Here is a 14,076-nt window from a genome sequence, read left to right on the forward strand (position 1 = left end):
TTTTTGAATATCCAAAGAATGCGTTAAAATATTTTTGGGATCAGAGCAGCTCATCTATCCTTTCGAATTGATAACCTCTTTTTTTCAATTCTCCGATCAATTCCGGCAGATAGGCATAAAATTTATCCTTTCTTCTTGGATCCGTTCCGATATGTATCAACAGGATAAACCCGTTCAGCCCTCCGGGCTTTTGTTGTTCAACTCTTAAAATTGAAGTAAGTATGGTTCGGCTGTCGATATATTTTGCTCCCATTTCAGGATAGGTATAATCCGCATTGCTGCGTGTGCCCGGAGAAAAATTCACCAATAACAAACCCATTCCCCTGGTCCATGCTGCGATCGAATCATTATACCATTCATAAGGAGGCAAAAAATGGTGTGCGTTCTGTAAACCGATCCCGAATTTGGCGAGTTCGTTATAGGAATCCTTCAAATCCGTTTCAAATTGCCGGCGTGATACCAAAAGACTATCCCGGTTGATCCAATCGCAGTATAAAAGGTGTTTGTCGGAATGGGAGCCCAGGTAATGCCCATCCTGCTTTACCTGGTCGATACTATTGCGGAAAGCGGAATTGCGGTAAAAATTGCCCGTCAGAAAAAAAGAAGCATGGATTTTTGCCTGTTGTAAGGTTTTGGCAATAAAGTCTGCGCCGTCACCAAATTCATCGCCGGTAAAGACAATCGCTATTTTTTTTGAGGCGGTATCGCCGCGAATGATGGCGCCGTGATCGATGATCACCGATGTTTTTGGTGCCGCGGATGCTTTTATCTCAGCTTCTTTCTCCGCCAGTAAATAAACCAGGGAGGCGGTTCCATCTGTGGTTGGCTCATTCGTACTATAATCCCCCGGATCATCATGATAAACGACCAGGTCCGATTGAAATTCAGCATAATCATCCGGCTTGTATAATTTCAATCCTCTGAGATTTCTGTAAATGCTCCCATATACTGGTCCATCCACCATCGCCCCATCCAGGTCATATTGGTTTAGCACCGATAATGAAGAATGTGGGTGCCTGGGCGTATTCCCCTGCGCAGGCAATCCGTATACCATGCTTTTGCCCCAGGGATTACAGCCGAACAGCCAGTCAAAACAGGCTTGTTCCAGTCCGGCATATTGCGTATCCCCGGTCAATGACCGGTAGAGATAACATTGGATCGCAAAGGATACGGTGAGATTATTGGAGCACCAGATAAACGGTACACCCCGGAAAAAACCGTTTCGTTTGGCTTTGGCCCAAACCCGTTCGATACCCTGCCGGTAATATCCCATTAATAAAACCTTGTTCGCCTGATCGGCCTTTTTTGCCAGTTCATAATGCCCGAAATTATGGAAGGGGTACCATTGATAATGCCGCGCCGTATCGGCACCCATCCAGGGAGTGACTTTTTCCTGTTCACCGTAAACAAGGGACTGGGTAAAGTATTTTTTATCCCCGGTAAGCTGATAACGATCAGCCGCAGCCAATTCCATATCATCCACATAATTATCTTCTTCATAAAAATAAGGCTCCCTGTTTGGCGCCGTTTGGGCTACGCCAGGTTTGTCCAAACCTAACTGGTAAGCAGAGGCCGATCTCTCTGCTAATAATCCTGAAAATTCAGGGGATTTTTTTTCATACAGCATTGAACCAAGGGCAAATGCGCTCGAAAATTTGCCGGCAGCGGAAGCAACTCCGGTGGATCTGTTCTTGTATTTCCCAAGGCCCTGCGGTTTGCCGGTCGCAAAATAGACCGGCCGCCCCTGCCCTGCCCCCAGGCCATAGTCGACGGAATCCCGCGTGGGTAAGCGAAACCCATGATGATCCCGGTCATCGGCAAGCTGCGTGAATAACCAGTCCTTACGGGGATGCATCTTTAATAACCAGTCCAAACCCCATCTGGCCTCATCCAATACATCTGCCGTCCCGTTCCCGCCACCGAGCCCATTGGCCAGGTGGCTGTCGCCAAAGACTTCGGGAAAATCACGGTAGGCTGCTAATAAGTGATAGGTGGCATTGGCAGATGTTGTGACATATTGCAGATAATCGGTCGCATCATGCCATCCGCCCGCCACATCGATATGCGTGGTATCCGGCATCGGGCCGTACATGGAATACCCATCCTTTGTATGACAGGAATCCTTTAGAAACGGATTGTAGCCGCTCCGTTGCTGACGAAGATAGTTCAGTATAAAATCGGCAGCCCCCTTATAGACGTCGTTACCAATCCGGAAAATGGGGGATCTGGCAGTACCGCATCGGATATAATAAGAACCCGGGTTTTTAAAGGAGGTAAAGGTTAAACGGAGAGTCCTGGCGAAGGGACCGTAAGCGCCAAACGACATACCTGTTTTGGCGGAGAAGACCGGCTTCGAGGACAGAGCGTCGATTAATTCAAAGGAGGACGGGAGCAGGGAATCCTTACTGGCCCAGACGGCTACCTTGATCCCGGTGCTGGGATATCCCAATTGATTGATGCGGATCCATTCGGTAGCAGGATCTCCCGGCGGACGATGTTCAGCGCCAGCTTGTTTGAGTAAGGCGTTTTGCGGTACCAGTTCTGCTGACGACAGGGGTGCCTTTTCAAAAGACAAACCAATGATAGCCAGAGAAAACAGGGAAAATATCGCCAAAAATAAAAAATACGGAGAGTTACCTGTTGGCTGATTTTCCATAAAGGGTCCTTTTGGAAATAAATGTAAAGAAAAAGAAAGAAAAGGATACAACGTTTTTACCCTTCTTCTTGTCACAGGAATAATAACCTTAATTACAAACACCATGAAATTATCAAAATCACTGCTCTCCGCCATCCTGATCGGCATTGCCGTTCAAACCACTCCATCCTGTAAAAAGGATAAGGTAACACCTGATGCCAAAACAAAAAAAGAAGCCGAAAAAACGACCCCTCCACAATACTGCCCTGCCTGCGGTATGGGATAAAACTATACGGTGGCGAAACTTTTCTCTTCCCTGGCCTGTAATTTGGATGCCGACATCCTGGGCGCCTCCCTTCCTCTGCTGGAGGAATCCAGGGTCGAAGCCATTGAATGGTCCTTCGATACCCTTTATCGATTTCAGGAAATCCCTCCATGGTTTTCAGCATTATTAACTGCCTTCGGTACAGAAAATAGGCTGATCGGCCATGGAGTGTTTTTTTCGCTTTTTTCCGGAAAATGGCTTCCGGGTCAGCAGGATTGGATCAAACTCCTGAAAAAAACCTGTACCGATTTCCATTTTGACCATATCACCGAGCATTTTGGCTTTATGACGGGTAGGGATTTTCATCATGGCGCTCCGTTGAACATCCCTTATTCGGCCAGTACGCTCGCTATCGGAAGGGACAGGTTAAAACGAATTTCAGAAACATGCTGCTGCCCCGTGGGTCTTGAAAACCTGGCCTTTTCCTATTCCCTTGATGAAGTGAAAAGACATGGCGATTTTCTGGAAAAGCTTCTCGAACCGGTCAATGGTTTTATTATCCTGGATTTGCATAATCTCTATTGCCAGATCCATAATTTCTCCATCGCCTATGACGAAATAATTGCTTTATATCCCCTTGACAAAGTCAGGGAAATCCATATTTCAGGAGGAAGTTGGGAAGATGGCCTTGCGAATCCCCGAAAAAAAATAAGAAGAGATACGCATGATGAAGCTGTTCCCAATGAAGTCTTTTCCCTCCTGGAAAGAACGATCAGAAAATGCCCTACTCTCAAATATGTGGTGCTGGAGCAATTGGGTACTGGTCTTAAAACAGAGGAAAGTAAAAAATTATTTTACGAGGATTTTCTCAGGCTTGAAAATATCGTACAGGGAAATAACAAACTCCATCGCCCCAATCCGTGCCATTCCTTTTTACCCGCGCTACCTTTCCCGCCATATGCGATTGAGGAAGATGAAGCCCTGTATGAACAGCAACTGCAGCTCTCCCTCATCCTTGAAACATCCACATCCTTTGACGCGGCTATAGATGCGCTGCATCGATCCTCCCTTGCACATACTGATTGGAAAATTGAAGAATGGGAACCGAATATGATCGAAACGGCTTTGAAGATCGCACAGAAGTGGAAGAAGTAAGAAATTGCTGCCGCAGAAGTTTCTGAAGCGACCATAAGAAAAATTAAAAAATCGCTCAACTAATACTTTCTTTAAAATATTAGAAAGACCCTTATTTGGAAATCCTCCAGGAAAGGGTCTTTTTCTTTAGATATATTAACGATTATAATCCGGATTGTCAAGCGCTGGAAAATGGTCGCTCTTAAAATACCGTATAAACACCTGAACTCATAGGTTAAAACACGGTATTTTGCATTTATCCGTGCAGTTATACATCACTTTATACGAGAATAAACTATCTTCCTTTTCAGGATCAGGAAACAGGTTTCCTACATTTTAAATTAAGATGGAAATTTCATCTACACCAAAATTGGCCATCGGATACCGGCAACCTCCTCTTTATCCATTCTCAGGCAACTGATTAGCGTCCAGGCCTATTACACTGAATCCATTCAGTGGAAACTTTTCTATACCCTGTATCAACCATTGCGTACCTGGATTAACACCAATGATCCTGCCCTTGCCATTCCACCTAAACCTTTTCTTATGATATGGAAGATGCGTTATTCTGTTATTTGCATTTATGTATTTTGTATGCTGGTCTTCCTGTTACCCGGATGCGGAGTCAACCGCACGGATACAAAGGGACCCGGCCCCTATTCCAAACAGACTGAATCGGAAGACGCCAAATACCTCTTGCGAAAAGGAAAATACGGTCGCCAAAATCATTTTAACTATGCGGACGATGTGCATTACCGCTATCATACCGGGATGCTGAAAAAAGCCGGTTTGAATGAAGAAAACCGTCCGCAACTGTTCACGGCACTTACTGAGGTCAAGGATAAACAAACGCGGGTCCCTTCCAGTCCCAAAAACATGGTCGGGGATCAGCCCGATTCCACCTTGCCGCTCGATACAATGAATATCATTACCTCTCTTGGCACTTCAAACGGACAGGTCTATGCTTCCTCCGGTGTTTCTTCCGTACCCGGAGGAACTTCCATCACGCATTTGGTTCTCCAGCTATATGATAAGGATACGATCCCCATCGGAGATCCCGGGCATACCGAGCAATATAATGGCGGGGATACGGTTTTTGTCAATACGCAGAACCAAATGCAGAGCGGAGATACGGTCATCGCCATGATGAGCTATTTTTATAACACACCGGATGGAGGTACCGGTCAGGGATATACTTATGAATCCGGCGTTTTTTATCCTAAAGCCATCAACAATTATTTCCCGATTGATTCCAACGGCAAATCGCCCAACCTGATCCTGATCTGCCTGGTCCGGATGGAAGCCGGCACCTGCGACTACTATCGGAATTCGGCCTCTCCCTGGCCGGTGATCTTCCCCATACATGGAAGAGCCATTTATTTCGACAGTATCCAACCCATCCGTTATGATTCGACAGGTGCGCCGATCAATGCTTTTGCCAGTGTCTCGCTGATCGATCCGTCCCGCAGTCATGACGGAGGATGCCAACTGAGCATGCCCCAGGATTCCTTTTTCCGGTATGTCCAGATGAACGGAGATACGCTAACCTGGGATATTCCGGCCGCCAGTTTTGGAAATGCCTGCTCCGGAAACCTGAACCCGGTGATCTATACCATGCATCTCGAGGTCTCGATAAAAAATACGGGAACCGTCGGATTTTCCATTACGAATGCTTCCGGAGCCACTCCTAACCTGAATACCGTAGTCATTGCTCCCATGGAGATTGCCTATGGCTGCCTGGCGACAGGGACGCACGTACGAATAAAAGGAGGCAAGGACAAACCTGTCGAAGATGCCCGGATCGAATCCATCACTGTAAATAAAAAAGTCCTGTCTGGCAGGCAACCTGGTTCGCCGTCCTCCAGGGGCGGGAAAGAAGGCCCCTTCCTAACAGTGACCAGCACTACCATCGGTCTCGAATCCAAGCCCATGATCAGAATAAAGGACGACCAGCAGCATGATCTGCTGCTGACCGACGGACACCCGGTTATCACTACCAGGGGCATACTGCTTGCGCTTCAATTGAAGATAGGCGATACCCTGTTTACGGAAAAAGGGAATAGCCGGGTAACGTCCATTGCTAAGGAAAAATATACAGATCATGTCTGGAACCTGAAGGTCGGCGACGAAAAAGATGGCATCGCCCTTACCAACGATAACAGGAGTTTTTATGCCAACGGAATCCTGGTAGGAGATGCCGACATGCAGCGTTTTTATGAGAAGAAATATTTTTCAGACAGCAAGACTATATTATCCGGCTTACCCGATAAGTGGAAAAAAGATTATCAGCACTCTCTGGATAAAAAACCTTCGTAACTGGCCTTTTGAAATGGCCTTTTGAAAAAAAGGTCCTTACCTGAAAAATAAATGTTTCGGACATGCTGGCTCCAACTATCGTTTCCATCGGTTATGATGGAACGCAAACCGAATTCGAATGGCAACCGTTGCAGGGTACGGGTATTACATATTCAGCCATTATCCAGGCAACGGATGGCTCAACCCAATTTGCTTCGCCGCCCGTCACGGGAACTTCCGTCGCCATTCCCCAGGTATTGCCTCCCGGGCATACCTATCAGGCCCAGGTATTCGGCACCCAGAACGGTATTCCCGGTCCGGGCTCAAGCCCGTTGACCCTGATTCTGGACGCTCCACAACTTTCAAGCGTCAATTACGACGGGACCAATGCAACCGTTTACTGGAATTCCATGACCTTACCTTCCGGTACGCAATATGCAGCCCTGGTGGAAGCAACGGATGGCAGCTTTGAAGAAGCGGCTGCACCGACTTCCGGCACGAACGCAGTTATCCCTTGCTCCCTTGACACACAAAAAACATATAACGCCTCCGTCAACCTGGTGTCCGGCGTTGTGTCCGGTCCCCCATCCAATCTATCGACCATTCTGACCGCACCGCCAGGCACTCCACTTATAAGTTATGACCTCATTAATCTTTCCGGAACCTGGACCGGCGTTTCCGGGCAAAATATATTGTATACCGCCTTGGTCTATGCGACGGATGGTTCTTTTTCCGAGGCTACGCCACCCTCCCCCAACCTATCGGCATCCGTCCCCCTGGTACTGGAAGGAGGAAAAACTTATCTGTTCAAAGCACAGGCCATGCAGGGGTCAAACCAGGGGCCCTGGTCCGTCCCAGCGCCTACACCTTTTGCCACACAGGTGATCTATCAGTATGACCAGCTAAGCCGTCTGCAGACGGTAACTTCGGACGCTGCTTTTGTTTATACCTATTCCTACAGTGATGCGGGGAATCTGAATACGATCGCAGCAGCGCCGGAATAATCCGGGCATAACCATTTAAAAATCATCAATCAGGAAGCAATTTTCAGGATCAAGCAACAATATTTTTTATCAGCCTTATCGTATATGCCAGTTCTTACCGCCCAGCTCAATTATTCTTCCAGCCAGCTCCCCGGCCCTGTCCAGGTATTTACCTTTAACGGAACGGTAACGACCGGTCTAAATCCGTTCACCAATTTACCGGTCGGAGGTTTTACGTTTTCCTGCTGGATTCAGACTCAGCAAACGGATGCGGGTGCCGTCCTGATGAGTTATTCGGTTTCTAACCCGATAGGGACGCCCCGGCTGTTTATTAAAGGGCCGGATAATATTACGATCGGTTTCGGCAGTAATACCATCGCTACCAATATTTCCATTGCCGATAATTACTGGCATTACCTGGCTATAACCCTTGCTCCTTCTGATGATACCCATTTTATGATCAAGGTTTATAAGGACGGGATGCCGGTATTTTCGGGTAGCGGAGCCCTGTCCCGGACCTCCGGACAAGGTTTTGTTGCAGGAGGCGCCCTGGCGCTGGGTTTGGGTAGTGCATCGGGAGAAATTAATTTCCAGGGAAATATGAGCGAGTTCCGATGGTATACCGGCGTGCTGTCCGATGACGAGGTGCTAAGCGGCATGCAGGTAAGAGGTTATGGGCCTCCCCTGATACAATGGAGTATGGATACCACCGCCAATTCAGGAACGGTATCGGGCACTCCTGTATTCATTCCTTCCACCCTGGTATTTCTGACGCTGCAATTACAGGTCTCCTGGACCGGCGGCACGGCAGCCAGTTATTCGCTGCAGCTCACCGATACCACTAATGGTAGGGTACAGGTTTTTACCAACCTGACCGGAAGTTCAATGGCCGTTACTATTTTCCAGGTAAATCATGGGTACTCCGCCATTGTCCAACCGGCCGGGGGAGATTGGAGCGAACCGGCGACCGCAAGAACACTAAATCTGCAACAGGTATTGCCAACCGTTATACCGGCACTTAATGGATCGGTGTTGACCTGTCCTGCCGCCTGGACAGCAACGGATCAGGCGGCCGGTTACCAGATCGCCCTGTTTAAGAACGGCGGACCTTTACCGGCAACAACGCCGGTGATAGTAACCAACCCCGGTTATGATCTGGCGCCTTCCCTGATCTCTGAGGACAGCTGGCAGTTCGTTTTCCAAACGGCTACACTGAACGCGTTGGGGCCGGCCAACCCGGCACAACCCTCTCTTCCAGTCCTACCTGTCTTTTATTATCAAAATGATGCCACAGCTCCATTTTTTCAGTTAAACTGGAACGCTCAGCCTCAGCTCTCTGGTTATTATGTCCAGATTTTTAAAACGATCAGTGGAACCGATACCCTGGTATTCCAATCCCTCCCGGCAGGACAATCCTCTTCGCTAACCATCCCTGCCGCACAATTCGAATATTCCGTCGGAGACCATATAAAGGCGAGGATCCGAACGCTGTCGGCGGGAATGATCGGCGCATGGACGGCCAAACAGCAGGTTACGGTTCATACTTTCGACGGACCGTCCAATCTCGTCGTAACGGCAGCCCTCGCCCAAAATACGATCACCCTGAATTGGCAATTTACCGCTGGCGTCAATCCGGGTTTCCGGGCAAGATTTTGGAATGGAACCGGTACCCCCAGCTATACCTATATGACTGTTGCGTCCGGCACCACCTGTGTCTTTACCAATGTGCCCATGGCGCTCCACGATCAATTTTTTGCCCAGGTACAGGCCGTCCAGGATAATACCTATGGGATGTGGTCCCAGCAACAAAGTGTAATCGTCGGTCTCACCTGCAGTCTTTCCATTGCCAACCTGTATCCAACTACCAATGGAGAGGGCAAAGTTACCGCAGTTTGGTCCAACCCGGAATGTGTGACAAATACCCTCTTCGATCTGGCTATTTGCCGCGCTTCATCCGGATGCCCGGATTATAGTTCCACCGAGACCGCCTGCCAACTGGTCGGTCCAAACATAGCACGTGAAAATGGAGTGCAGACTTCCTTTTCTATCGATTGGAATAACACCCAATTCAAAGGTGATCCCGATACGACAGTCTATTGCGTCCAGGTTAGAGCCAAACAAAATGATTTTACCGGGGACTGGAAAAAAGGTAATATCACATTCACCAAAAATCAGGTCACCACGATCCCGCCCGGAACGGGAATAAATTTTCCCAAAGGCGGAGATCCGGTGGACCTGTCTTCAGGCAGCTATTCTTATTCTGCAACCGACATGGAAGTGCCGGCCTTATTGCCATTAAGGTTCATCACTTTTTATAATACCTATTCGCCCATTGCCTCCGAAAACCCCATCTATACAGGAACGCCAATGGGTAACCGGTGGAATCATTCTTATAACACCCGCATTCTCACAGACCCGTCAAATCAAAAACTGGTCGTCCTCTGGGGCCAGGGCAGTGTCTCCGGCTATAACATTCCCTCTTCCGTAACCGGGAATTATATTCCTTCAGGAATTCCCAATGGGGAACAGCTTTATTTCGGTCCCTACGACCAGGGAAACACCAATCAATATGTATTGACAACGGCGGCTCAGACGAATTATATTTTTACAACAAACGGCCAGCTCAGCGAAATCATATCTTTACAAGGCTATAAAACCACGCTGCAGTATGACGGGCAGAACCGTTTGCAAACGATCACGGACAGCCAGTTCGGGGGAACACTTACATTACAATACGATGCCAATTCGAGGATTCACCAGGTAACGGACCAGACCAACCGCCAGGTAATTTATACCTATTTCACGAACGGAGACCTTCAAAACAGGACGGACCCCAACGGGAAACTCCGCTCCTTCATATATACTGACAGTAGCCTGTCCCTGATGCAGTCGGCTTCCGACCAGAACGGCAATACGGTGAATACCTTTATCAAAAACACTTATGATTCCGGCAACAGGGTCCACTTTCAACAGGATGCCCGCGCGGTCGCGTCAGGCGCCTCTTATGGATTTACCTTTGACTATGCGGAAACCGTGGAGAACGGAGTAACGATGATCACGGCAACCGTGACCGACCGTATGTCGAATACTTCTACCCTGAAGAGCATAAAGGCAAATGGCAATTTGCTACTGGCTACCTATAATCTCCCAAACAATGGGATCAGGCAGATAACCAACACCTATGACGGGCTGAACAATTTGAGTACCCAAACCATTTACGAGGGACAGGCGGCGCAGGCGGGAAATTTTACTGCCAATTGCGCTACCTATACCTACGACGGCAACCGGAACCTGCTCAGTCTGTCCTATCCTGCCCCACTAGGCCAGGTAGCAGCCTTTACCTATAATGCCCAAAATCAACCATTGACCTTTACCAATGCCATCGGAAATATTACTTCCTATGCTTACTATCCCGATGGAACCCTAAATACCATTACCAATGCCCTGGGCCAGACCAAAGAAATGACCTATTATCAAAGTCCGGCAATTTTAAATGGATTGCTGAAAACGATGAAAGACGAAGCGGGCAACCTGACTACCTATACGTATATCAACGACGATCCCCGCAACATGAAAGTCGTTTTCGCAGATGGCAGCAGCAATCTGTGTACATTGGATCCCTTGTTCCGCCTGAAGGTAATCCAATATGCGGATCCGGCTTCCAACATACTGAAAACGATTACAAGGACTTTTGATAACCTGGGCAAAACATTGACCCGGTCGATCCAATTTTCGGGCCAGCCTTTGGGCAGCGCTTATCAAATGGTCAATACCTATAACGATGTCGGATTGACGGCTACCGTCACGGATCCTTTGCAAGCGGTCACCCAATACTTTTATAATCCGAATAACCTGCTCAGCCAGATTATTTATCCTTCTCCAACCGGGCAGACCATGACCACGCTATTCGGGTATGATCAGAATGACAATCCAAACACGACTACTTTTGCTCCTGGGATCGTCGACCAATTCGCCTATGATGCCACCGGTCGGATGACATCCTATACCGATGGAAAAGGCAATGCCTGGTTGTATACCTATGGAATGTTGCTGATCAATCCCGGTCCTTATGCTTCCGCAAGCGGAGTAGTATACCCCCTGTATGATCCAAACACGCCTTCCCTGTATAACACCATACAATTAAGAGACTGTCTGGGACGGGTGACCGGGCTGATGAACCCAGCGGGTCAGTTGATCAGTGTAAATTACTGCATCCTTCCCGGTACCCTGCCCAATACGTTTTGTCAGCAAGTGACCTATACGCTGCCTCCCATTTCATCAGGCGCACCGGTATATACAGTCGTCGAAATTTATGATGCCCTGGGACGCCTCGTATCCTACCAGGACCAGAAAGGAAAAATCACTGCCACTCAGTATACTATTCAGCCGGATCCGGCAAAACCCCAGGTATTTAATTCCCTGGTCACCAGCACAGACCCCTTGGGCAATCAATACGCCATCCTCTATAACGCCGCCGGTCTCCCGCTGCAATATGCCGCCACAAATCCGGACGGAACGACTGCATCCATCAGTATTTATTTGTACGATACCCTGGGACGTATCCTGCAAACCACCGAGCAGAAGATTGCAGGAACACAAATCGTTACCGCCTATAGCTATGCCTATAATCCAGCCACCAACCTGATGGATGTGAATGTGGGTCTACCCGGTAATCCTTCCACTCCAACCATACTATCCTTTAATGGGAAGAACCAACAGGTTAGTGAAAAAGATGCCCTGGGCAATGTCCTTTTGCGCACCTATACTCCGGCAGGATTACTAAATACGATCACCAATGCCCGCAATGAATTGATCAGCTTTGGCTACGATGCAGCCCAACGCTACAACTCCCTCACGCTTCCCGGAAATGTGGTGATCCTGCAGGACCTGGACAACAACGGCAACAGCCAGGGAACCACCGTCAACGGAACGGCGATGATCAGCCGGACATTCGATACCCAGAACAGGCTATCCACCCGCACCTCCGTTCCTTCCGCCCAAACGGTAGGTTATCAATATAACTCCATGAACCAGGTGGCGCAATTGACCTATCCGGATCAGAAAAAGGTCGGCTATCTCTACGACGGCCGATCACAATTATACCAGGTAACGGATTGGCATAACCGGCAAACTACCTACCAGTATTATCCGGATGGATCCCTGCAGAACGCGGCCCTGCCCAATGGCACGAATGCCGCTTATGTCTTCGACGATGCGGGCAGACTGACCAGCCTTTCCAATAAAAACGGACAGGCAGTAATTTCTTCCATAGCCTACAGTAAGATAGACGCCCTGGGCAATCGTGGGCAAATGGACGCCATCCTGCCGATCGCCCCGGGTCAGACTGCCGTTCAAAATTCCACGCAGTATAATACAGCTAATGAATTGACTCAATTCAATTCGTTACCACTGGGATTCGACACAGACGGAAATACCAATTCCCTGCCCGGCAACAGCAATACGCTCGCCTATAATTCCCTGAACCAGCTTACGGGATTCGGTGCGGACAGCTACACCTATGATCCGGACGGCCTGCGAACCCAATGCACGATCCAGGGTCAGACAACAGATTATGTCCAGGACATAAACGGTTATGCAAGTCCGCTATTATCTGAAGCATCCTATACCAGGTCCATTACCGGAACGGTTTTATCGGGTTTTCCGAATGGCAGTAGAATTCCCGTTCCCCTGTCCCTGCAACTGCTCCAATCGCCGATCGTCCTGAGCAATACCTTTTATCCTTCCACTACCCAGGAATATACCTCATTTACCCGTTTGCTGGTTGATGCCAATGCCGGTTACCGGACGCTGACCACTATTTTCCGGTTGAATATGCCGCTGGATACCGGTAAGGCACAAAACCGCATCCTGCAAACCGCTCAGTCCGGCAATACGTCCCTGAGTTTCGTTTACGGCCAGGGGTTGATCAGCAGCGAAGACAGCAACGGAAATCTCCGGGTCTATCATTTCGATGCCAGGGGCAGTACACTCGCGCTGACTGACAGTCAGAGCATCCTAACCGATAAATATGGTTACGATCCTTATGGCAATCTGGCCGCTCAGAACGGAGCTACCATAAACCCCTTTCTTTATTCGGGAAGAGACGGGGCCGTAAATGATACCAATGGATTGTACTATATGCGCGCCCGTTATTACGACCCGGGCATCCGGCGTTTTATCAACAGGGATTTTGTTTTCGGAAGCACGCTCTTTTCCCAGACATTGAACCGCTATGCCTATGTCACCGGCAATCCCATTTCCTTCACAGATCCGCTGGGCCTGGGTAGGCAGGACGGCGGGGGCGGCTATAATCCATGGGCATGGATTGCCGGAACCGCGGGGGCCATAATTGGCGGGATTATATTGATAGGCGCAGCAGTCGAAGGAGCTATCTATTTTGGCCTGATCGGCGGAGGAGCTGCTGCAGCCGGAGGTGCAGCAGCAGGAGTGGCAGGAGCAGCCGGAGCGGTCGCAGGTGCTGCCGGTGTGGCAGGAGCCGCCGGGAACGTAGCCGGAGGCGCCATCGCCGTAGCGGACGCAGGAGGAGCAGGCGGAATAGGGGCAGGTGCAGCAGCAGCAGAAGCGGCGGCGGTGGAGATTGAGATGTCCGTAATCAGTGCCGAAGCAAGTGCCTCCTATTCGGAATTTGCCCCCCTCCTTGAACAGGGAGGGTCAAGGTTAATGCCGAATGGTACGATGCTGATCCACCGGGTTCCTTTTGCATTTAACGTAGCGAATCTGTAAAAGATCATTTACAAAAGATT

6 protein-coding genes are annotated in these 14,076 nt (G+C 49.0%); 5 read left to right on the plus strand and 1 reads right to left on the minus strand.

Annotated elements, in window-relative coordinates:
- Positions 1 to 40: 40 nt before the first annotated feature.
- A complete protein-coding gene (locus ACX0G9_RS04190; protein WP_459063595.1) occupies positions 41 to 2,656 on the minus strand; it encodes a glycoside hydrolase family 9 protein in 2,616 nt (871 codons plus the stop codon).
- Positions 2,657 to 2,759: 103 nt separating this feature from the next.
- Between ACX0G9_RS04190 and ACX0G9_RS04195 the strand changes: the two genes are divergently transcribed.
- From ACX0G9_RS04195 to ACX0G9_RS04215, 5 genes are all read left to right on the plus strand, one after another.
- Entirely contained in the window at positions 2,760 to 2,921 is a 162-nt protein-coding gene (locus tag ACX0G9_RS04195) for a chryseobasin-related MNIO class RiPP peptide (protein ID WP_459063596.1), read from the plus strand.
- Between the two features lie 9 nt (positions 2,922 to 2,930).
- Entirely contained in the window at positions 2,931 to 4,055 is a 1,125-nt protein-coding gene (locus ACX0G9_RS04200; protein ID WP_459063597.1) for a multinuclear nonheme iron-dependent oxidase, read from the plus strand.
- A gap of 525 nt (positions 4,056 to 4,580) precedes the next feature.
- Positions 4,581 to 6,350, plus strand: coding sequence for a Hint domain-containing protein (locus tag ACX0G9_RS04205; RefSeq protein ID WP_459063598.1), 1,770 nt, complete (start codon positions 4,581 to 4,583; stop codon positions 6,348 to 6,350).
- Between the two features lie 62 nt (positions 6,351 to 6,412).
- Positions 6,413 to 7,333 (plus strand): hypothetical protein, encoded by a 921-nt coding sequence (locus ACX0G9_RS04210; RefSeq protein ID WP_459063599.1) that lies wholly within the window; start codon positions 6,413 to 6,415, stop codon positions 7,331 to 7,333.
- Positions 7,334 to 7,417: 84 nt separating this feature from the next.
- A complete protein-coding gene (locus tag ACX0G9_RS04215; RefSeq protein WP_459063600.1) occupies positions 7,418 to 14,056 on the plus strand; it encodes an RHS repeat-associated core domain-containing protein in 6,639 nt (2,212 codons plus the stop codon).
- Positions 14,057 to 14,076 lie beyond the last annotated feature (20 nt).

It is taken from the genome of Flavitalea flava (assembly GCF_054461575.1).

What these genes read in the sequence shown, in the direction of transcription:
- ACX0G9_RS04190 (WP_459063595.1), bottom strand. Translation starts at nt 2,656, where the DNA reads ATGGAAAATCAGCCAACAGGTAACTCTCCGTATTTTTTATTTTTGGCG.
- ACX0G9_RS04195 (WP_459063596.1), top strand. Translation starts at nt 2,760, where the DNA reads ATGAAATTATCAAAATCACTGCTCTCCGCCATCCTGATCGGCATTGCC.
- ACX0G9_RS04205 (WP_459063598.1), top strand. Translation starts at nt 4,581, where the DNA reads ATGATATGGAAGATGCGTTATTCTGTTATTTGCATTTATGTATTTTGT.
- ACX0G9_RS04210 (WP_459063599.1), top strand. Translation starts at nt 6,413, where the DNA reads ATGCTGGCTCCAACTATCGTTTCCATCGGTTATGATGGAACGCAAACC.
- ACX0G9_RS04215 (WP_459063600.1), top strand. Translation starts at nt 7,418, where the DNA reads ATGCCAGTTCTTACCGCCCAGCTCAATTATTCTTCCAGCCAGCTCCCC.